Source organism: Streptomyces spinosus, assembly GCF_020400655.1.
Taxonomy (GTDB): Bacteria; Actinomycetota; Actinomycetes; order Streptomycetales; family Streptomycetaceae; genus Streptomyces; species Streptomyces argyrophylli.
Map to the genome: position 1 here is coordinate 313786 of NZ_JAINRC010000011.1, position 21047 is coordinate 334832.

19 protein-coding genes are annotated in these 21047 nt (G+C 73.7%); 11 read left to right on the top strand and 8 right to left on the bottom strand.

What is annotated here, in order from left to right; translation table 11 throughout:
* Positions 1-470: 470 nt before the first annotated feature.
* The gene (locus tag LG395_RS22395; RefSeq protein WP_225810982.1) at positions 471-1802 is read right to left on the bottom strand and encodes an aminotransferase class I/II-fold pyridoxal phosphate-dependent enzyme; all 1332 of its coding nucleotides are present in this window, start codon (positions 1800-1802) and stop codon (positions 471-473) included.
* Positions 1803-1851: 49 nt separating this feature from the next.
* Here LG395_RS22395 and LG395_RS22400 point away from each other — a divergent pair, with 49 nt between their 5' ends.
* Positions 1852-2532 carry a pyridoxamine 5'-phosphate oxidase family protein gene (locus tag LG395_RS22400; RefSeq protein WP_225810983.1) on the top strand — a complete coding sequence of 227 codons (681 nt, stop codon included), beginning with the start codon at positions 1852-1854 and terminating at the stop codon, positions 2530-2532.
* Between the two features lie 10 nt (positions 2533-2542).
* On the opposite strand, the gene LG395_RS22405 is transcribed toward LG395_RS22400, so the two are convergent.
* From LG395_RS22405 to LG395_RS22420, 4 genes are all read right to left on the bottom strand, one after another.
* Complete coding sequence (locus LG395_RS22405) at positions 2543-3490, bottom strand: DMT family transporter (RefSeq protein ID WP_171160163.1); 948 nt, start codon at positions 3488-3490, stop codon at positions 2543-2545.
* A gap of 200 nt (positions 3491-3690) precedes the next feature.
* Complete coding sequence (locus LG395_RS22410) at positions 3691-4695, bottom strand: EamA family transporter (protein ID WP_171158357.1); 1005 nt, start codon at positions 4693-4695, stop codon at positions 3691-3693.
* An 83-nt stretch (positions 4696-4778) separates the two neighbouring features.
* Complete coding sequence (locus LG395_RS22415) at positions 4779-5390, bottom strand: Clp protease N-terminal domain-containing protein (protein WP_225810984.1); 612 nt, start codon at positions 5388-5390, stop codon at positions 4779-4781.
* 369 nt (positions 5391-5759) lie between these two features.
* Complete coding sequence (locus LG395_RS22420) at positions 5760-6395, bottom strand: PadR family transcriptional regulator (RefSeq protein WP_225810985.1); 636 nt, start codon at positions 6393-6395, stop codon at positions 5760-5762.
* 228 nt (positions 6396-6623) lie between these two features.
* Between LG395_RS22420 and LG395_RS22425 the strand changes: the two genes are divergently transcribed.
* Positions 6624-7436: a PhzF family phenazine biosynthesis protein gene (locus LG395_RS22425; RefSeq protein WP_225810986.1), complete on the top strand. Its 813-nt coding sequence runs from the start codon at positions 6624-6626 to the stop codon at positions 7434-7436.
* 7 nt (positions 7437-7443) lie between these two features.
* Here LG395_RS22425 and LG395_RS22430 read toward each other — a convergent pair whose 3' ends face one another.
* Together LG395_RS22430 and LG395_RS22435 are read right to left on the bottom strand one after the other, a co-directional pair.
* Entirely contained in the window at positions 7444-8244 is an 801-nt protein-coding gene (locus LG395_RS22430) for a CPBP family intramembrane glutamic endopeptidase (protein ID WP_171160159.1), read from the bottom strand.
* Between the two features lie 581 nt (positions 8245-8825).
* Positions 8826-10343, bottom strand: a complete 1518-nt coding sequence (locus LG395_RS22435; RefSeq protein ID WP_225810987.1) for a glutamate-cysteine ligase family protein — start codon at positions 10341-10343, stop codon at positions 8826-8828.
* A gap of 569 nt (positions 10344-10912) precedes the next feature.
* Here LG395_RS22435 and LG395_RS22440 point away from each other — a divergent pair.
* Positions 10913-11497 carry a hypothetical protein gene (locus LG395_RS22440; RefSeq protein ID WP_030656400.1) on the top strand — a complete coding sequence of 195 codons (585 nt, stop codon included), beginning with the start codon at positions 10913-10915 and terminating at the stop codon, positions 11495-11497.
* A 286-nt stretch (positions 11498-11783) separates the two neighbouring features.
* Positions 11784-11990 (top strand): DUF5999 family protein, encoded by a 207-nt coding sequence (locus LG395_RS22445; protein WP_041665012.1) that lies wholly within the window; start codon positions 11784-11786, stop codon positions 11988-11990.
* A gap of 193 nt (positions 11991-12183) precedes the next feature.
* Here the strand turns inward: LG395_RS22445 and LG395_RS22450 are convergent, their stop codons facing one another.
* Positions 12184-13659 (bottom strand): glycoside hydrolase family 43 protein, encoded by a 1476-nt coding sequence (locus LG395_RS22450; RefSeq protein ID WP_225810988.1) that lies wholly within the window; start codon positions 13657-13659, stop codon positions 12184-12186.
* Positions 13660-13880: 221 nt separating this feature from the next.
* Here LG395_RS22450 and LG395_RS22455 point away from each other — a divergent pair, with 221 nt between their 5' ends.
* From LG395_RS22455 to LG395_RS22485, 7 genes are all read left to right on the top strand, one after another.
* Positions 13881-14411, top strand: coding sequence for a universal stress protein (locus tag LG395_RS22455; RefSeq protein WP_171158345.1), 531 nt, complete (start codon positions 13881-13883; stop codon positions 14409-14411).
* 158 nt (positions 14412-14569) lie between these two features.
* A complete protein-coding gene (locus LG395_RS22460) occupies positions 14570-15127 on the top strand; it encodes a hypothetical protein (protein ID WP_225810989.1) in 558 nt (185 codons plus the stop codon).
* 237 nt (positions 15128-15364) lie between these two features.
* Positions 15365-17323, top strand: a complete 1959-nt coding sequence (locus LG395_RS22465; protein WP_171158341.1) for an APC family permease — start codon at positions 15365-15367, stop codon at positions 17321-17323.
* Positions 17324-17516: 193 nt separating this feature from the next.
* Positions 17517-17912 carry a TOBE domain-containing protein gene (locus LG395_RS22470; RefSeq protein ID WP_171158339.1) on the top strand — a complete coding sequence of 132 codons (396 nt, stop codon included), beginning with the start codon at positions 17517-17519 and terminating at the stop codon, positions 17910-17912.
* Positions 17913-18105: 193 nt separating this feature from the next.
* Positions 18106-18936, top strand: a complete 831-nt coding sequence (gene modA / locus LG395_RS22475) for a molybdate ABC transporter substrate-binding protein (RefSeq protein ID WP_171158337.1) — start codon at positions 18106-18108, stop codon at positions 18934-18936.
* Entirely contained in the window at positions 18933-19793 is an 861-nt protein-coding gene (gene modB, locus LG395_RS22480) for a molybdate ABC transporter permease subunit (protein WP_225810990.1), read from the top strand. The genes modA and modB overlap by 4 nt, the downstream gene beginning before the upstream one ends.
* Positions 19790-21019 carry an ABC transporter ATP-binding protein gene (locus LG395_RS22485; RefSeq protein ID WP_225810991.1) on the top strand — a complete coding sequence of 410 codons (1230 nt, stop codon included), beginning with the start codon at positions 19790-19792 and terminating at the stop codon, positions 21017-21019. The genes modB and LG395_RS22485 overlap by 4 nt, the downstream gene beginning before the upstream one ends.
* Positions 21020-21047: the final 28 nt, after the last annotated feature.

Sequence of the window (21047 nt, forward strand, 5' to 3'; positions counted from 1 at the left end):
CCATGACGCGAGGAGGCGAGACAGCGCGGACCCGCCGGAACACCGCCGGGCGCGGGGGCACGCACCCGCCCTGACCCGGCAGGCGCGGTGGCGCGGACCCGCCACGGCCCAGCCGGGCGCCACAGCACGGGCCCGCCGGACCAGGCGGACGCGGGGGCACACCCGATGGGACTCGACAGGGCGCAGGGGCGCGGACCCGCCTGGACCCAGGCGGGCGCGGTGGCGCGGACCCGCCGCGTCCCAGCAGAGCGCGGTGGCGCGGATCCGCCGGTACTCGGCAGAGCGCGGGGCGCGGCCCCCCTCGGCCCAGCCGGGCGCGACAGCGCGAACCCGCACGCACGCCGCCGGACATGGGGGGAACACACCCGCCGTAACTCAGCAGCGCGCGCCCGCGCGCACCCGCGTGGACCCGCCGCGGAACGACCCGCCTCGGTCCGGCCTCGCTTCGGCGTGCCCATTCTCCGTCGCCGTCAGCCGTAGACGCGGGCCGGGGACGGCCGTACCGCCGCCGCCACCGCGTCGGCCAGCGGAGCGATGTCGTCCTCGGTGAGCGGTGAGATCGTGATGCGGACCGCCTGTGGCGAGGCCAGGCGGAAGCGGGCACCCGGGGCGACCGCCCAGCCCCGGTGGAGCAGGCGGGCGATGGCGCCCGTCTCGTCGGGGACCGGGACCCAGACGTTCATGCCGCTGCGGCCGTGCGCGACGATCCCCCGCTCCGCCAGCGCGTCGACCAGGCCGGTCCTGCGGGCCCGGTACGCCTCCGCCACCGCCGCCCGGTCGACGGCGCCCTCGGTCCACAGATGGGCCACGGTCCGTTGCAGGAGGAGGCTCACCCAGCCGGGGCCCAGACGCTGGCGGCCGCGGACCCGGTCCACGGTGACGGGGTCCCCGGTGAGGACGGCGAGGCGCAGGTCGGGGCCGTAGGCCTTGGCCGCGGAGCGGACGAGGGCCCAGTGACGGGTGACGCCCGCGAGGGGGTGCAGCGGCAGGTCGACGATGCCGTGGCCGTGGTCGTCCTCGATGAGCAGGGTCCCCGGGTGCTCCCGCAGCACCGCGCGCAGGGCACGCGCGCGCGTGGCGGTGACCGAGGCTCCGGTCGGGTTCTGGGCCCGGTCGGTGACGATGAGGGCGCGGGCACCGGACTCCAGGGCGCGGCGCAGGTCGTCGGCGCGCGGTCCGTCGTCGTCCACGCCGACCGGCGCCGTGTGCAGGCCCAGCGCGGGGACGAGGTCGAGGAGGCTGCCCCAGCCGGGGTCCTCGACGGCGACGGTGTCGCCGGGCCTGAGGTGCGCGGTGAGGACGCGTTCGACGGCGTCGAGGGAGCCCGAGGTCACGGTCAGCGGACCCGCCGGGACGCCGTCGGCGTCGAGTTCGGCGCGGGCCAGGCGGGCGAGGTCGGCGTCCAGGGGGTCGTCGCCGTAGCGCACGGGCCGGCGGTCACCCTGCTCCGCCGCCGCGGCGAGGGCCGGGGCCAGGCGGGGCAGCAGGGCCGGGTCGGGATTGCCCGTGGAGAGGTCCCGTCCTCCGGGGGGCACCTCCACGCGCAACTGCTCGCGGCCGGTGGTGGCCGGCTTGGGACGGACCCGGCTGCCCCGGCGGCCGGCCGTCTCGATCACCCCGCGTTCGCGCAGGATGCGGTAGGCGGCGGCCACCGTGTTCGCGTTCACTCCCAGCCGGCCCGCCAACTCCCGCATAGAGGGCAGGGCTTCGCCCGGTCGCAGCTCGCCGGTGCCGACCGCCTGCTCGACGCCGGCCGCGATCTCGGCTGCGCCGCGCCCGGTGATCCGATATTCTCCTAGCACAAACAGCATTATGCACTAGTGCAAAACCGCCGCCACTGGAGGGGACGCCATGCAGGGCACGACCGAGGACACGCGGGCCGCCGCCTACACACCGACCGACCGGACCGTGCCCACGCGCTCCGCCGAGCGGGCGTCCTACGACAAGGAGCTGGTGCACGCGATCCTGGACGAGGGGTACGTCTGCCACCTCGGCTTCGTCCGGGACGGCGCCCCGGTGGTGCTGCCGACGCTGTACGGCAGGGTCGGCGAGCGGCTCTACGTGCACGGCTCGACCGGCTCCCGGCCGCTGCGGATGACCGGTCAGGCCGACCCCGGCCTGCCGGTGTGCCTGACGGTCACCCACGTCGACGGGCTGGTGCTGGCCCGCTCCGCCTTCCACCACTCGATCAACTATCGCTCGGTCGTGGTGCACGGCACGGCGTACGAGGTCACCGACCCCGAGGAGCGGCGGCTGGCCCTGGACGCGCTCGTCGACCACGTCGTGCCGGGCCGGGCCGCCGACTCCCGGCCCGGGAACAAGAAGGAGCTGGCCGCCACCGCGGTCATCCGCCTGGACCTGGAGGAGGTCTCGGCGAAGGTCCGCACCGGCGGCGCCGACGACGAGCCCGAGGACATGGACCTGCCCCACTGGGCCGGGGTCGTCCCGCTCCGCAAGGGCTACGAGACCCCGGTCCGCAACGCCGACCTGGCGCCCGGCGTCGAGCTGCCGGACTACCTGGCGGCGCTGTAGCCGCGGCGGCTCACACCGGGGCGGGTTCCCGCCGGCCGGCCCCGCGGGCCTCGCCCACCGCAAGGCCCGCGACCGCGCCGAGCATCAGCAGCGTGCCGGCGGCCGTGGTCACCGTGAGCCGCTCGCCGAGCAGGACGACGGCGAGCACGGCCGCGGTCACCGGCTCCAGCAGCATGATCACGGAGACGGTCGCGGACCGGACGACGGCGGCTGCGGCGAAGTAGAACGCGTACGCGAGGGCCGTGGGCACGGCGGCGATGTACAACAGCAGCCACAGCAGCCGGGCCGGGTGGGCGGTGTGCGGGAGCAGCCCTTCACCCGCCGCGAACGGCAGCAGGAACAGGCTGGTCACGGCGAAGGCCACCACCGTGGTGCCGGCGGCGTCGGTGCCGCCGCCCCTGCCCCACCAGCGGGTGAGCAGGGTCATCAGGGCGTAGCCCGCCGCCGAGGCCAGGGCCAGCAGCACGCCCGCCGGGCGTACGGTCGTGGCCGAGCCGCCGAAGGTGAGCACGGCCAGCCCGGCGAGCGCGCCGGCGACCGCCGCGGCGCCCCCCGCGCCCAGCCGTTCGCCGAGCAGCAGCCGGGCGCCGAGCGCGATGAGCACGGGGCCCGCGCCGAGGGTGACGACGGTGGCCACGGCGAGCCCGGTCGACGCCACGGCCGCGAAGTACGCGGTCTGGAAGACGGCCAGACCGAGCCCGGTGGCCAGCGCCCTGGCGAGTGTGCGGCGCACGGACCGGACGGGCGCCGTACGGCGGGCCCGCGGCCTCAGCAGCCGGCCGGCCAGCAGCAGGGCGAGCCCCAGCGCACAGCGCCAGAAGGAAAGGGCGAAGGCGCCCATGTCGCTGGTCCGGTAGACCAGCGAGGCGGCGGCGCCCGCGGTGCCCCAGGCGGCACCGGTGACGATCAGGTAGAGCAGGCCACGCCCGACGGGCAGGCCTGAAGCGGGGTGCGACAAGGTCGACAAGGCAGTCTCTCCGCAGAAGCGCACGTGAAGGTGCGGAAGTTCGGGAGCGTCCCGCTCGGGCGGGACGCACGGACTTCGTCTGCGGGCAGCACCGTCCGGCCCGGCGCGCAGCGCGCCGGGCGGGACCCGGAGGCCCGCCTCAGGCGGCCGGGGGTGAGAGGACGAGTGCGTGGTGCGCCATGACCCGGACTCTAGGCGGCCGTGCCGCGCGCGGACAACTCCCTTTCCGCGCCCCCCGAGGCGACCGGCTCCGACGGGCCCCCGCCCGGGGTGGCGGACTGCGCGATGAACGCGCCGACCAGGACGACCGCGCCCCCGGCGACCTGCGGTGCGGACAGGTGCTCGCCGAGCAGCACCCAGGCCAGCACGGTCGCGATGACCGCCTCGAGGCAGGCGACGACCCCGGCGACCTGCGGTGACAGCCGGCGCACGGACAGCACGCCGGTGACGTACGCGATCACCGTGGCGACCAGCACGATCCAGGCGAGCAGGGCGACCGCGGGTACGGCGGTGCCGTTCAGGCGCGCGGAGCCGCCCAGCACCGACCAGTCCATGCCCCAGGGGCGGGCCACCACGGTCAGCACGGCGGCACCGGCCAGCAGCCCGTAGGCGATGACGCCCAGCGGGTCCGGCGCCGCGTCACCCGCGTCGCTGCCCTGGTCGGACAGCACGAAGTAGCCGACCTGGCAGCAGGCGGCGCCGAGCGCGAACACCAGGCCCAGGGCGTCGAAGCTCAGGCCGGACCAGACCTCGACCACGCAGGCGAGGCCGCCGGCGGCGAGGACCACGCCGAGCGCGGCGGCGCGGCTGACGGGCCGTCGCTGCACGAACCGCACCCAGCCGAGCACCAGGGCGGGAGCGAGGTACTCGATGAGCAGGGCCACGCCGACCGGGATGCGGGAGAGCGCGGCGAAGTAACAGGCCTGGACGCCGGCGACGGCGAGCAGGCCGAACCCGGCGAGCAGCGCGGGCCGGCGGCGCGGCAGGGCCCGGTGCCGGACCGCGAGCGGCAGCATCACCAGGGCGGCGCCCGCCACCCGCAGCCACACCACGTGGAGCGGGTCGAGTCCCGCCTCGATCAGTGGCTTGGCGGCCACTCCCGACCCGCCGAAGGCCAGCGCCGAGCCGAGCGCGAGCCCGAGCCCGGCTCCCTTGCCGGGACTGTCCTGACTGCTCACAGACGTATGCACCGGCACATGATGACAGGCGACGACAGGAGCGTCGCCCCCTGTGACACCTGTCTCAACCAGTGGACGGCGTCTGGAGGGCGACCGGAGGCTCAGCGGGCGGCCCCGCCGTCGTCGGTGCGCACGTCCGCTCCCGCCTCGATCCGCGCGGACAGTTCGCGGGCGGGGATGCCGGCGCGTTCGAGGACCTCGACGGCCCGGGACCGGGGGTCCGCGGCGAGCGCCGCGAGCAGGTCCGTGCCGCCGACCCGGGGAGCGCCCCGCCGCCGGGCACGCGCGCGGGCGTCGGTGAGCGCGGCCGACGCGGCCGGGGACCAGCCCTCGGCCTCCTTGCCGGGACCGCCCGTACCCACGGCGGGACCCGCGGCGTCGGCGGGACCGGCCGGGGCGGGGACGCGGGGCATCGCGGCGGAGTCCTCCACACTGCTCTGCCAGCGCAGCCCGTACCCGATGCTGCGCTGCACGAGGTAGCCGAGGACCCGGGCGAGCCGTTGCGGGTCCCCGACGGCGGCACGGGCCTCGGGGTCGTGTTCCAGCAGGGCGTGCAGCAGATGGGCGGTGTCGGTGTGCCGGTCCCTGTCCCGGACGGCCCTCCGGCGGGCAGCGGCGACCACCGCCGCGAGCTCGGCACCGAGCCCGGCAGCGCCGTCCGGGTGCGGAACCGCTTCGTCGTCGGCGGTCCGGTGGGCTGTACGGGGATGCACGTCCCCCACCTCATCAGCCGCACCGGGACGGGGCATCCACGAGGGGAACCATTTTCGCGTCCCACGCGGAGAGGACATCGCCGCCCCGGATCTCATCCTCGCGGAGGAGATCTGACCGGTCCCACGCACGGACGGCGCTCTCTTCCACGGTGTCTGACGGTTCATCAGTACGGAGTGTTCCGGCGGAGGCCGACTGGACCGTCGAGGAACCGTGCCGCTGACGGCAGGCAGGCTCGGGGACTCGGCGACGGCCGCCCTGAACGCGTCACTGCGCAAGCCGGACGGCCTGGTGGTCCGGGCCGGGACGGGCGAAGGCGCCTCGCGCGGACAGCGCGGGGCGCCACGGCCGGCGGCTCTCGCCCAGGAGGCTCAGTGCTCGTCGGCGAGGATGAGGTACAGCTTCTTGCGGGCGTCGTTGATGACGGCGAGCGCCTTCTCGCGTTGCTCCTTGCTGCCGGTCTTCCACACCTGGCCGAAGGCTTCCATCAGCCCGAAGCCGGCCTGCCGGATCTCGGCGAGGGCCTCCCAGTCGACTCCGCGCGAGGCCTCCTCCCAGGGGGCGTCCGGCCCCTCGTCGGCGGCGGTCCGCCCGCTGTCGGTCAGGGCGAACAGCTTCTTGCCGCCCTCGCTCTCGCTGGCGATCAGACCCTCGTCCTCCAGCAGCTGGAGGGTGGGGTAGACCGAACCGGGACTGGGCTTCCACGCACCGCCGCTGCGCTCGGCGATCTCCTGGATCATCTCGTAGCCGTGCATGGGCCGGTCCTTGAGCAGGGCCAGGATCGAGGCGCGTACGTCACCGCGCCGGGCCCGCCCGCGCGGGCCGCCCCGTCCGCGCGGCCCCCAGGGGCCCGGACCGAACCCGGGCCCACCGGGACCGAAGCCCGGACCGCCCGGGCCGAAGGGCCCGAAGGCGGCCCGCCGCCCGTCGAAGCCACCGAAACCGCCCATGCCCCGTCGTCCGGGGCCCTCGTGCCGGTGTCCACGCTCGAAACCGTGGGTGCGCATCGCGATCACTCCAGTCCATCGTTGATCTGTCACCTAGATATCGCATACCGTTCGCGATGCCTCAACGATATATCGGGACGGGTCGCGTGACAACCCCCTTGCCGAGCGGGCGGGGACATGACGACCAGAGCACGCCCGCCGTTCAGGGCCGGGCCGGGCGGCCATCAGTCCGGGGCCGCCGGATCGGCTCTTGGTACGAGGACCGGCGCAGCCGCTAGCGTCAGCGCCATGCGCATTCGAATCGTCGACGCCTTCACCGACCGCCCCTTCGCCGGCAACCCGGCAGGAGTCCTGCTCCTGGACGACGTCTTCCCGGACGACGACTGGCTCCAGAACGTCGCCATGGAGGTCAACCACGCCGAGACCGCGTTCACGCACCGGCTGCCCGAGGGCGGCGAGGCGGACTGGGCACTGCGGTGGTTCACTCCGGTCACCGAGGTCGCGATGTGCGGCCACGCCACCCTCGCCACGGCCCACGTCCTGCACACCACCGGCGCTCACGAGGGCCCGGTGCGGTTCGCCACCCGCAGCGGCGTACTGATCGCCACGCCCGGCGCGGACGGCTCGCTCACCCTGGACTTCCCGACCGCCCCGCTCACCCCGGTGGACGTCCCGGCCGGGGTCGCCGAGGCCCTCGGGTCGGCGCCGGTCGCCGCGTTCGACACCGGCCCGGACGTCGGCGACCTGCTGGTGGAACTCGCCGACGAGAAGACCGTGCTGACCCTCTCCCCCGACCACCGGGCCCTCGGCGCCTACTCCGCGCGCGGCGTCATCGCCACCGCCCGCGCCGACGACCCGTCCCGTGGCTACGACTTCGTCTCCCGCTGCTTCTTCCCGAACGTCGGCATCGACGAGGACCCGGTGACCGGCAGCGCCCACACCGCGCTCGCCCCGCACTGGTCCGCCCGCCTCGGCCGCGACGACCTCACCGGGCTCCAGGCCTCCCGCCGCACCGGGCTGGTCCGCACCGGGCTGCGGGGCGAGCGCACCCTGCTCACCGGCTTCGCCGTGACGGTCGTCGACGGCGAACTGCGCGCCTGAGAGCGGCTCAGGCGGTCGGCAGCCAGCCCACCTTGCCCGCGAGGAGGGCGTAGCCGACGAACGCGCCGATGTCGAGCAGGGAGTGGGCGACGACCAGTGGGCCGACCCGGCCCCAGCGCCGGTACAGGCAGACGAACACCACGCCCATGACCATGTTGCCGAGGAAGCCGCCGATGCCCTGGTAGAGGTGGTACGAACCGCGCAGGACCGCGCTGGCCACCAGTGCGGTCCCCGGGGTCCAGCCCAGCTGCCCCAGCCTGCGCAGCAGGTAGCCGACGACGATGACCTCCTCGAGGATCGCGTTCTGCAGCGCGGACAGGATCAGCACCGGGTACTTCCACCACACGTCCGGCAGTGCTTCGGGGACGACGGTGAGGTTGAAGCCGAGACCGCGGGCGGCGAGGTAGAAGGCGATGCCGGTGCTGCCGATCACGGCCGCGATGCCGGCACCCCGGGCGAGGTCGGGCCAGGGGCGGGTGCGGTCGAAGCCGAGGGTGCGCAGATGCGCGCCCTCGCGCAGCAGCAGGTGGGCGACGAGCGCCACGGGCACCAGCGCGGTGGCGATGCCGAAGAGCTGCCAGGCCAGGTCCAGCCAGGGACGGCCGGGTGCGGCGGAGGCGTTGAGGGTGGCCGCCTGGTCCTTGAGCCCGCCCGGCTTGGTGACCGAGCCGATGAAGCTGATCAGCGCGGACACCCCGCTCGCCCCGAGCGAGAGCGCGAGCACGAGCAGCGTCTCGTCCCGCAGTATCCGTCGCGGGTCGCGCTCCCGCGCCCCGGAATCGGCCACCGAGTCAGCCTCCACCTGCACCCCTGCCTCCAGCCGGCTCACGGGCCCCTGGCCCACCTTTCGCCTGGCAAGGATCGCAGAAGCGGCTGTGCGGGGCGCGGGATGCCCCGGTAGTCCGGCTCTGCGGACGGCCTCACGACAGCCCGCCGACCGGCCTCACGACAGCCCACTTGCCGGCTTCCCGACGGGTCACCCGCGTCGGCGACCGGCTCCCCGGCCACGCCCCCTCATTGACCGGAGCCCCCGCCGACTCCGCCACGCGCCCCGCCGCCCGCCTCGATCCACCGCCCCCTGTCCCCGCCGCACCGGCGCTCAGCCCCCGGACCGAGGCCCGCCGGTCTGCGCGGCGCTCATCCTGCCCAGGAGCCCGGCAAACCCCGGCCCTGCCCGGCGCTCACCCTGTCCAAGGGCCCGGCAGGCCCCGACCCTCAACCCGCCCGGTGCCTCCGAAGCCAGGGGCCCGCCCGGGTCCAGCACCCCGGCGGACCCCGGCGCGCTCAGCCCGCGCGGCACCCCCGCGGACCGGCGGAGCGCTGTGCTCAGCCCGCGCGGCATCCCGACGCAGCCCGGTACCCGGACCGCGGACCGGCGGAGCGCTGTGCTCAGCCCAGCGGCACCGGTTCCGGCAGGCCCACCGGCCAGGTGTGCACCGGCTCCCCCACGTGCATCAGCTCGGCGTACCGCCGCGTCGTCGCCGCCAGGGCCGCCTGCCGTGACATCCCCTGCTCCAGGGCCCGGTGGAAGGTGGCCGCCTGCCAGGACGCCCCGTTGACCCGGCGCCGGCAGCGTTCCTCGATCACGCCCAGGTAGAGGTCCCGGTCGGCGGCCTCCACACCCCACGCGTCCAGCCCGGCCGCGGCGAGCGGCAGCAGCTCGTCACGGACCAGCGTGACCGCGTCGACCTCGCCCGTGCCGCCGTACCGCCCCCGACGGGGCCAGACGAAGCGCGCGTCGATGCCGTACCGGCACGCCGCGTCGAAGTTCGCCTCGGCCGCGGCGAACGGCAGCCGCGTCCACACCGGCCGCGACTCCTCGGCGAGGGCGCGGACGAGACCGTAGTAGAAGGCCGCGTTGGCGATCACGTCGGTGATGGTGGGCCCGGCCGGCAGCACGCGGTTCTCCACCCGCAGGTGCGGGACGCCGTCGGCGATGCCGTACACCGGCCGGTTCCAGCGGTAGATCGTGCCGTTGTGCAGTACGAGTTCGGCGAGTTTGGGCACCCCGCCGGCCTCGACGACCTCCAGCGGCTCCTCGTCGTCGCAGATCGGCAGCAGGGCCGGGAAGTAGCGCAGGTTCTCCTCGAACAGGTCGTGCGCGGAGGTGATCCACCGCTCGCCGAACCAGGTGCGCGGCCGGACGCCCTGGGCCTGGAGCTCGGGCGGCCGGGTGTCGGTGGACTGCAGGAACAGCGGGGGACGGGACTCGCGCCACAGCTCGTGCCCGAAGAGGAACGGCGAGTTGGCGCCGACGGCGATCTGCGCGGCGGAGGCCGCCTGGGCCGCGTTCCACACGTCGGCGAACCGCCCCGGGGTGACCTGCAGGTGCAGTTGCAGGGAGGTGCACGCGGCCTCGGGCACGATCGACTTCGAGGTGCAGACGAGGTGCTCCACGCCCTCGATGTCGAGCCGGAAGTCCTCTCCGCGCGCGGCGACGATCTGGTCGTTGAGGAGCGTGTAGCGGTCGACCTCGGAGAGGTTGGAGGAGACCAGGTCGTCCCGGTCGAGGGTGGGCAGGATGCCGATCATCACGATGCCCGCGTCCACCTCGCCGGCCTTCCGGTCGGCGTAAGCGAGCGACGTGCGCAGTTCTTCGGCGAGCCGGTCGAATACCCGGCCGCCCAGACGGTGTGGGGCTATGTTGACCTCCAGGTTGAACATGGCGAGTTCTGTTTGGAAGTCACGGCTCGCGATGCGCTCCAGTACCTGCCCGTTCAACATTTTCGGCATACCGTCCGACCCGGCGAGATTCAACTCGATCTCGACCCCCATGAGATTCTTGGGTCGATCGAATCGCTTCTCGCGCAGCAGCCGCTCCAGTCCCGTCAGGCACTGCTGGAGCTTTTCACGGTAGCGCTGGCGATCGGACAGGTCGAACTGCCCTGCCACGACCTTCTCCCCCATCGAAGTGTCCCTCCTCGGATGGGCGGGCCGACGATCCGGCCGCCTGGCTCCCGGGTCACGTGGGATGATGCCCAGCCGAAGCGATCGATAACGTCCCGCGCGGGCCCGCCGCCCGCTAGTCTGTCGGAATGTTCCCGGCGGCACATTCACGGGGCATGCCGCGCTCGCACCTTCGGGTGCCCCGGACGCCTCGTGAAAAACGCCGACGACATTCGGCCGACCGTTACCGGCGCGTAAGGCGAGGTCAGCGACGGGGACCCGGTCCGGAAATCGGGATGATTTCCGCAAATCCACGGCCTAATTCCGCCTTGCCCGGCCGATCGGAATCGGATAGCCGAAACACCGGCCGAACACACGTCGTATAAACTTCGTCCACAAGGCAGAAGGTTGGCGCCCTCGGTCCTGGTTTCCGCGGTGTTCCTGCCGTCCCCGTTGACGGGTGGCAGACCGAGCCGCACTCTCTTTCACACCGACCTGGGCCCCCACCTCTCCGGCCTTCCGTGAGCTGACAGCGCCGTCCGCCCCACCCTCCTCGCGCCGCCGCGCCTGTCGAATGAGAGGCGACCCACATGCCGCTGCACGTGCCCCCTGCCCCCGCGCCTGCCCTGCGCTCCGTCCTCACCGCCCTCGGTTCCCCCACCGCGGTCCGTGAGGCGCGCACTCCCTCCCTGCGCGCCGCGCAGGGCCCCGCGACACCGGAACTCCCGTTGCCCGTCCACGTGCTGGACCGGATCACCGCGCAAGGCCTGTCCGCGACCCGGCTGGCCGGCTGGCGCTTCCTGATCCGGTGCGGTGATCGCGCGGTGGCCGCGGCCGAGACCATGCTGACTCCCGACGGCTGGGCCTTCTCGCACTTCTTCGAGGGCCCGTACGTCGCCTCCACCGAACGCGCCCTGCAACAGGCCGAGGCCCTGCAACAGCCGTACCAGGCACGGCTGTTGTCCGTGCCGGGGCTGTACATGCTCACCCTGTGGCTGCACGGCGACTGCTCCGGCGACGGCAGCGAGGGCCATCCCGCCGCCACCGATCTGCTCGTACCGCTGGCACCCGCACCGCCCGGCATTCCGACGCACCGTCCCTTCCCGGTCGCCGAGCTGCTTCCGGTGCTGACCCATCGGGCGACTCCTCTCCCGCTGCTCGGCTCGCCCGCCTGACCGAAGCCCGCGTACCCCGTTGCCCGCGAGGGAAGCGGGGTACGACTGTCTTTCCGACACGCCGCCGCCCGGAGCCATCCGGACTAGTCCCATCCGGCCACTGCGAACCACCCGAAGGGACAGTGCAGTTGGACTGAACCGTCCGCGCGGGTGACGCGTCCTGAACCTGTGAGAAGCGGTGCTGTGAAATCCCTGCGGAACGACGCCCAGAGGACAACACTGGTTTCCGACCGAATCATCATCACGGGGGACGGACATGATCACGACAGAGCGAAAGATCCCGCCCATGTGCCAGCACCAGCCGCCCTGCCCGCCAGCCGAGTCCGCCGACCGGGAGTCCGCCCGCCTCGTGGCGCACCACCCGGAGCAGGGGTGGAGCCTGCTGTGCAACGGCGTCCTGCTCTTCGAGGACACGGGTGAGCTGCTGCCCGACGGCCGCGTCATCGCCCCGCACCGCCCGCTCGGAGCGGAACAGGTGATGACCGCCGCCTGAGGGCGGCACGGTGACCTGACCCGGGCACGGCAGACCGACCTGACCTGAGCAGGGGCGCGTGCCCCGAGGGGCCGGCCGCACACGAGACGTGCGCACCGGCCCCGACGCGTGCCGGGCACACGGAGACGAAACGGCCGCCCCGCCCCACACCCCTGCGAGCATTCCGGGACGCTCCGTGCGTCAGGGGGCCGCCCTACGGCGTAGTGGGCGCGTACTCGAACCAGTCGAAGGCCGCGCGGCCCTCGGTGACGTACATGCCGATGACCCGGCCGGTGAAACCGGCGGCCACCTCCGTGGACAGATAGCGGCCGTCGAGTTCGGCGAGCCGGACGGTTCCCTCGCCGGTGCCCACGGAGAAGACGAGCGTGTCGGGGCCGTGCTGCTTCCCGGGGTCCCTGGTGGCGCGGATCTCGACGGCCAGGGTGACCGCGTCCGCCGGCACCGGGCGTTCGGCGACGCGCTGCCGCAGCGGGCCGATCCGCGCGATCACGGCGGCGACACCCCCGCTCACCTCCAGGTCGTAGTGGTGGGCCTCGTCCAGGCGCACCGACAACCCGGCCCGCGCGGCGCCGGGCTCCAGCGATGCCGCCGCCCGGCAGTCGTGGTGCTGCTGGCGGCGGCCGACGAAGGTATGCCCGGGCCGGTCGAGGCTGTCACCGGTGGCGGTCAGGGTGAGCCGGCCCGGCCGCTCGGTCAGCGACCAGCAGCCCTCGGGGCGGCGGCGCGGGGATATCCAGTGCGGTGCGAGCGCCGGGTCCGCGAAGTCGTCCCGCACCGGCGGCTGCTCCACGGGTGCCCAGGCGGCCGGCGCCGGGTGCCGCTCCTGGACCGGGCCCGTGCGCGGCCAGCCGTCGGCCCACTCCACCGGCACCAGGAACGTCTCCCGGCCGAGGACGTGGAACTCCGGGAACCACCCACAGGGCCGGGTGCCGAGCAGCACCATCCACCACGTGCCGTCGGCCGCCTGCACCAGGTCGCCGTGGCCGGTGCACTGGATGGGCAGGCCGGTGCCGCGGTGGGACACCAGCGGGTTGCCGGGAGCCGGTTCCCAGGGGCCGCGCGGCGAGCGGGCGCGGGCCACCGAGACACCATGCCCCACAGCGGTGCCGCCCTCGGCGAGCAGCAGGTACCACCAGTCGCCGATCCGGTACAGGTGCGGGGCCTCGGGGTCGCGCAGGCCGGTGCCGGACCACATCGGCAGCGGACCCTCCAGCACCCGTCCCGTGCGCGGGTCGATCCGGGCGACGCTGACCCCGGCCATCGCGACCCAGCAGGCACCGTCCTCGTCCCACGCCAGGTCCGGGTCGATGCCGGGCAGATCGATCCACACCGGGTCGGACCAGGGGCCCTCGGGGCGCTCCGCGGTGACGAGGAAGGTGCCGCCTGCGCCCGCGCTGGTGGTGACGACGTGGAAGAGTCCGTCGTGGTGCCGGATCGTCGGCGCGTAAATGCCGGCGGACGCCGGGACGTCGTCGGACAGGTCCAACTGCCCCGGCCGGTCGAGGACGTTGCCGATCTGGCGCCAGTGCACCAGGTCCCGGCTGTGGAACAGCGGAACGCCGGGAAAGTACTCGAAGCTGGAACACACCAGGTAGTAGTCGTCGCCGACCCGGCACACGCTGGGGTCGGGGTGGAAACCCGGGATGACGGGGTTGTCGTACGTTCGCATGCTCGCCTCCTGGAGGCGCTCGAAAGTTTCGTCGTGATTACCGAATGAGCGCCGCATCGTAATGCCCGCAGAGGCGTTCGCGGAGTGTCCCGCCGCCCGGCTGGTCGAATCAACGGCACGGGAGTGGGATGGAAGGAAGCGAGGACCTCGCAGCGGGCACACCGGCGGGTGTCACGGCCGTCACCCCTCAGGTGCCCGTCCGTAACGGTGGAGTCTGAGTCATGTCCGGTGATGACGCCTCGGCGGCCACGCGGGTGGTGGTCGGCGTGAGCGGCTCCCTGAACAGCGTCACGGCCCTGCGCCGGGCCGCCACGCTGGCCCGGCGGCTGCGAGCCCAGCTCTGGCCCGTGCTGGCCTGGGAACCACCGGGCGGTGACTCCGCCGCGCGCCGCTCCCCCGCCGGCGGACTGCTGGTCGAGGAGTGGCAGCGGCTCGCCAAGCAGCGGCTGGCCTCGGTGCTCGAGGAGATCTTCGACGCGAAGGGTCCCGGTGTGCCGATGCAGCCCGTCGTCGTACGGGGCGCCCCCGGCCCGGCGCTGGTGGCGACCGCGAACCGGGAGGACGACGTCCTGGTCGTGGGCGCGGGGCGGCGCGGGCTGCAACGCGCCTTCTCCGGCCGGGTCTCCCGGCACTGCCTGGCCCACGCGGTCTGCCCGGTCCTGGCGGTGCCCCCGTCCCCGCTGGAATCGGAGCTGCTGTCCGTGCACCGTCGCAACACGTGGCACCTGCGCATCGACACCCGCGGGTTGTGACGGGTCGACCGGTCACGCACCGGCGCACGCACCGGCCACCCGGGCAACGCGGGAGGTCACGCCGGGCCCGTTGCCGTCCCGTCAGGAACCGGCCCGCGGCCGTCAGAGCACCGTCAAGGTCAGGCCCGGGCCGCCGGCGACGGACTACCGTTTCCCTCATGGAGCACGGCCACGACACCCGCCCCCAGCCGACCGGCGCCCACCCGTCCGGCACCGGGACGGTGGTGCACGACCGCGGCTGGAGGGACGACGCCCGCACGTCGGCCCGGTGTGCCGGCGCGCTGTTCGGCCTGCTGCTGTGCGTCGACTGGACGGCCGGCTCGCTGACCTGGTGGCGCGGTGGCCTGTGGCTCCTGCTGGCGCTGCTCCTGCTCCTCGTGCTGCTCCCGGTGCGCGTGTCCGCCGGCCGGGGCTGGCTGGCCACCCGCCGCCTGTACCGCACCCGCCGCGTCCGTACCGATCTGCTGACCGCGGTGCGCCCGCTGGACGGCGTCACCCGGCGCCTGGTGCTGCGCGACACCCTCGGCAACCGGGTCGAGATCGACCCCGAGGTACTGATCCGCAACCCGGAGCTGTGGTACCGGCTGGACCAGGGCGCCCGCGCCGCGCAGGCCGCCGGCACCCTGCTGTGCGGTGCCGCGGCGCTGCGCCGCCTGGCCCGCCGCGTGGACCGCGAGACGGCCCTCGGTGTGTTCCGGGCGTCGGGTCTGGAGTGACGCTCGGTGGCCGCCGCGCGCCGGCGCCCCGCTCTCCCCGCTCCCCTCGCTCCGGGGAGAACACCGCCACGGCCTCCCCTTCTTGGTGCGGCTCCGCCTCGCGCGGGCCATTCTTAACGCAAGCTTGACGCCGCCCGAGCCGTGATCCATAGGCCCAGACGTCACTCTCTGCTTACGCTGGTGCCGCCGTCCGCGTGATGGCCGCAAAGAGCTGAGCCGCACATCAGGAGCACGCCGATGGTCACGACCGAGCGCCCTCCCAGTACCAGCCGCGTGCGCGCGTGGATGCTGGAGGGCCTGTCCGACATGGGCAAGGGCGGTGGCCACACCGGACCCCACGCCGCGCCGGAGCCGCCGCACCAAGGACAGCGCTGGTGGCGGGTGATGTGCCTGACCGGTGTCGACTACTTCTCCACCCTCGGCTACCAGCCCGGCATCGCGGCCCTGGCCGCCGGTCTGCTCTCGCCGGTCGCGACCATCGTGCTCGTCGTCGTGACACTGGCCGGCGCGCTGCCGGTCTACCGCCGGGTCGCGCAGGAGAGCCCGCACGGTGAGGGTTCGATCGCGATGCTGGAGCGGCTGCTGTCCTTCTGGCAGGGCAAACTGTTCGTGCTCACGCTGCTCGGCTTCGCGGCGACGGACTTCCTCATCACCATCACGCTGTCCGCCGCGGACGCCTCCACCCACCTGGTGGAGAACCCCCATCTGACGCAGGCCCTGCAGGGCAAGCAGATGCTGATCACCCTCCTCCTGGTGGCCCTGCTCGGCGCGGTCTTCCTCAAGGGCTTCCTGGAGGCGATCGGCGTCGCGGTCGTCCTGGTGGGCGTGTACCTGGGGCTCAACCTCGTCGTCGTCATCACCGGCCTGTGGCACGTCGTGACCGCCGAACACGTGATCACGGACTGGAGCAGCGCGCTGACCACGGAGCACGGGAACGTCTTCGTGATGATCGGCGTCGCCCTGATCGTCTTCCCCAAGCTCGCCCTGGGCCTGTCCGGCTTCGAGACCGGTGTCGCCGTCATGCCGCACGTCAAGGGCGACGCCGGCGACACCGAGGAGCGGCCCGCGGGCCGCATCCGGGACACCAGGAAGCTGCTGACCACCGCCGCGCTGATCATGAGCTGCTTCCTGATCGCCACCAGCTTCATCACCACGCTGCTGATCCCGGAGAAGGAGTTCAAGACGGGCGGCCAGGCCAACGGCCGCGCGCTCGCCTACCTCGCGCACGAGTACCTCGGCAGCGCCTTCGGCACGGTCTACGACGTGTCGACGATCGCCATCCTCTGGTTCGCGGGCGCCTCCGCCATGGCAGGCCTGCTCAACCTGATGCCGCGCTACCTGCCCCGTTACGGCATGGCCCCGCACTGGGCGCGGGCGGTACGGCCGATGGTCATCGTCTTCACCCTGATCGCCTTCCTGGTGACCTGGATCTTCGACGCCGACGTCGACAAGCAGGGCGGCGCCTACGCCACCGGTGTGCTGGTGCTGATCAGCTCCGCCGCGATCGCCGTGACCATCGCCGCGCGCAGGGCTGGACAGCACGGCTGGACCGTCACCTTCGCGGTGATCTCCGTGGTGTTCCTCTACACGACCGTGGTGAACGTCATCGAGCGCCCGGACGGCGTGAAGATCGGTGCCTGTTTCATCGCGGGCATCGTGCTGGTCTCCCTGCTGTCCCGGCTGGCCCGTGCCTTCGAGCTGCGGGTGACCAGCGTGTCGCTCGACCCCATGGCGGAACGGTTCATCCGCGACATGGCCAGCCGCAAGATGCGGTTCATCGCCAACGAGCCGGACCGCCGGGACAAGGCCGAGTACCGCGACAAGATCGAGCAGATCCGCGCCGACAACGACTTGCCCGAGCACGAGGACTTCGTCTTCGCCGAGGTCACGGTCACCGACCCGTCCGAGTTCGAGGCCGGCCTCGTCGTGCGCGGCGAGGTGCTGCACGGCCGCTACCGGGTGCTGACGCTGGAGTCCGCCTCGATCCCGAACGCCCTCGCCGCCCTGCTGCTGCACGTCCGTGACATCACCGGCTGCACCCCGCACATCTACTTCGAGTGGACCGAGGGCAGTCCGTTCGCCAACTTCCTCCGCTTCTTCCTCTTCGGCCAGGGTGAGGTCGCCCCGGTCACCCGCGAGGTACTGCGCGAGGCGGAACCGGACCGCGAACGCCGGCCGCGGGTGCACACCGGCTGATCCGGGCAGGCGCGGCGGCACCCCCGGACCGCCTCGGCACTCCGGGGGTCCGGCACCACGACGGCGGGCGCCCGGTCCCGCGTCCGCCGAACGCGTCCGCCGGAGCCGGGTGCGTGGTACGGCGGAACCGCGGTGCCTCCGACGGCCGACCCGCGTCCGTGGCCCGGGGGCGCGTGGCCCTATGGTGACCGGCATGCAGTCCTACACGATCGGTCAGGCCGCGCGGCTGCTCGGCGTCAGCCCGGACACCGCCCGCCGCTGGGCCGACGCCGGCCGGGTGGCCACGCACCGCGACGAGTCCGGGCGGCGCCTCATCGACGGCAGAGACCTCGCCGCGTTCTCGGTCGAACTGGCCAAGGCGGGCGCCGCCGAGGAGGACGCCTCGTACACCTCGGCCCGCAACGCCTTCCCCGGCATCGTCACCGCGATCAAGCTCGGTGATGTCGCCGCCCAGGTGGAGATCCAGGCCGGCCCGCACCGGCTCGTCTCGCTGCTGACCCGGGAGGCGGTGGAGGAACTGGGCCTGGAGGTCGGCATGGAGGCCACCGCGCGCGTGAAGTCCACCAACGTGCACATCGACCGGGTCTGATCCGGCGTCTACGCTCCCGGCCGGCCGACGCCGTACAAACGCACATGCGAGCCGGACTCCGGCATATCCCGGCTCATGCGATGCCACAGCTGACTCCTCCTTGGCAGATGCGGCAGTATGATCGCCGCACGGCCGGCACCGGGCCGGGCCCGGGCGCGACAGTCGTTCGACAGAACCGAGGAGTAGATCCGTGATGACCCTCTCCGTGCGCCGGACCCGGCGAATACTGCGGCTGGCCGGCGCGGGAGCCGCCGCCATGCTGGCCCTCGGCGCCTGCTCCTCCTCGTCGGACTCCGCCGACTCGTCCAGCCCCTCGGCCCCCTCCGGCACATCGGCGTCCCCGAAGCTGTCCGGCACCGTCACCGTGTTCGCGGCGGCCTCCCTGAAGGAGAGCTTCACGACCCTCGGCAAGGAGTTCGAGAAGCAGCACCAGGGCACGAAGGTCAGCTTCAACTTCGGCGGCAGCGACACCCTCGCCGCCAACATCACCAGCGGCGCCCCGGCGGACGTGTTCGCCGCGGCCAGCCCCAGGACCATGGCCGTCGTGACGGACGCGAAGGACGCGGCCGGCACCCCGGTCACCTTCGTCCGCAACCAGCTGGAGATCGCCACCCTCCCGCGCAACCCGCACAAGGTCGCCTCCCTGAAGGACCTCACCAAGACCGGTCTGAAGGTCGTCCTGTGCGACAAGACCGTCCCGTGCGGTGCCGCTGCCCAGAAGGCCCTCGACGCCGCCGGGCTGAAGCTCACGCCGGTCTCCTACGAGCAGGACGTCAAGAGCGCCCTGACCAAGGTGGAGCTGAAGGAGGCCGACGCGGCGGTGGTGTACAAGACCGACGTGAGGGCGGCGGGTGACAAGGTGGAAGGCGTGGAGTTCCCCGAGTCGGCCCGTGCCGTCAACGACTACCCGATCGCGTTGCTGAAGAACGCGCCGAACACCGAGGCCGCCAAGGCGTTCATCGCCCTCGTCCGCTCCGCGGAGGGCCAGAGGGTGCTGACCGGGGCGGGCTTCCTCAAGCCGTGACCTCGCTCGACAAGCCCGGTGCCGCGACCGGCCCCCGCGCGGGCCGGCCACGGCGACGCCGCGTCGGCACGGCGAACCGGCGCGGGGTGCCGCTGCCGCTGCTGCTGCCGGGCGTGCTGGCCCTGGCGTTCCTGCTGCTGCCGCTGTTCGCGCTGCTCGTCCGCGCGCCGTGGCGCGGGCTGCCGGACCAGCTGACCAGCGCCGAGGTGTGGCAGGCGCTCCAGCTGTCCCTGGTCAGCGCCACCGCGGCGACCGCCGTCAGCCTCGTCCTCGGTGTGCCGCTTGCCTGGCTGCTGGCCCGCACGGAATTTCCCGGCCGGGGCCTGGTACGCGCCCTCGTCACGCTCCCGCTGGTGCTGCCCCCGGTGGTCGGCGGTGTGGCCCTTCTGCTCGCCCTGGGCCGCAACGGCGTCATCGGCCGGTGGCTCGACGCGTGGTTCGGCATCACCCTGCCGTTCACCACCACCGGGGTCGTGATCGCGGAGGCGTTCGTCGCGATGCCGTTCCTGGTGATCAGCGTGGAGGGCACACTGCGCGCCGCCGACCCCCGTTACGAGGAGGCGGCCACCACGCTCGGCGCCTCCCGCTTCACCGCGTTCCGCCGGGTGACCCTGCCGCTGATCGCGCCGGGCATCGCGGCCGGCGCGGTCCTGGCATGGGCCCGCGCGCTCGGCGAGTTCGGCGCGACGATCACGTTCGCGGGCAACTTCCCCGGCCGTACCCAGACCATGCCCCTCGCGGTCTACCTGGCCCTGCAGAACGACCCCGAGGCCGCCATCTCCCTCAGCCTGGTCCTCCTGACCGTGTCGATCGCGGTACTGGCGGGCCTCCGGGACCGCTGGATGACCACGTCATGACGACCCCCCGCCCCGAGTCCACCGACGGCACCGGCCCCTGCCGGTCCCCCGCCGCGACCACCGACGGCACCGAACCCTCCCGTGCCCCGGCCGCAACCACCGACGCCACACACCCCGCACCGCGGCCCGCCGCGACAACCGCCCGCACCGGCCCCGCTCCGCGCCCCACCGCGGACCCGCACCAGCCCTCCGGCCTGGACGCCCACCTCGTGGTCGACCGAGGCGCCTTCCGCCTGGACGTCACCGTGCATGCCGCCCCCGGTGAGGTCCTCGCCCTGCTGGGTCCCAACGGCGCCGGCAAGACCACCGCCCTGCGCGCCCTCGCCGGCCTCACCCCCCTCACCGACGGTCACCTCCGCCTGGACGGCACCCCCCTGGCCCACACGCCCCCGGAGTCCCGCCCGGTCGGCGTCGTCTTCCAGGACTACCTGCTCTTCCCCCACCTGTCGGCCCTGGACAACGTCGCCTTCGGCCCCCGCTGCCAGGGCGTGCGCAAGGCGGAGGCCCGCGCCCAGGCGGCCACCTGGCTGGACCGGATGGGCCTGGCGGCCCACGCGGGTGCCAAGCCCCGCGACCTCTCCGGCGGCCAGGCACAGCGCGTGGCCCTCGCCCGCGCCCTGGCCACCCGCCCCCGGCTGCTGCTCCTCGACGAGCCGCTGGCGGCCCTGGACGCCCGTACCCGCCTGGAGGTCCGCGCGCAGCTGCGCCGCCACCTGGCCGAGTTCGAGGCGGTCTCCGTACTGGTCACCCACGACCCGCTGGACGCCATGGTGCTCGCGGACCGGCTGGTGGTCGTGGAGCACGGCCGGGTCGTCCAGCAGGGCACCCCCGCCGACATCGCCCGCCGTCCCCGCACGGACTACATCGCCCGGCTCGTCGGCCTCAACCTCTACCGCGGACAGGCCGCCGGGCACACCGTACGGCTCGACACCGGCCCCTCGGTCACGACCACGGAGGAGCTGTCGGGCCCGGTCTTCGTGGCGTTCCCGCCGTCCGCCGTGACCCTTTTCCGGGACCGGCCCTCCGGCGCCAGCGCCCGCAACCTGTGGCGTTGCGAGGTCGCCGGCCTGGAGACGCACGGAGACCAGATCCGCGCCGACCTCACCGGCGAGCTGCCGCTCGCGGCGGACCTGACGACGGCCGCCGCCGCCGAGCTGGGCCTGCACCCGGGTGCACCGGTCTGGGCGACGGTCAAAGCGACGCAGACCCACGCATACCCGGACTGAGCGGACCGGCGCTCTACGGTGGGTGCCC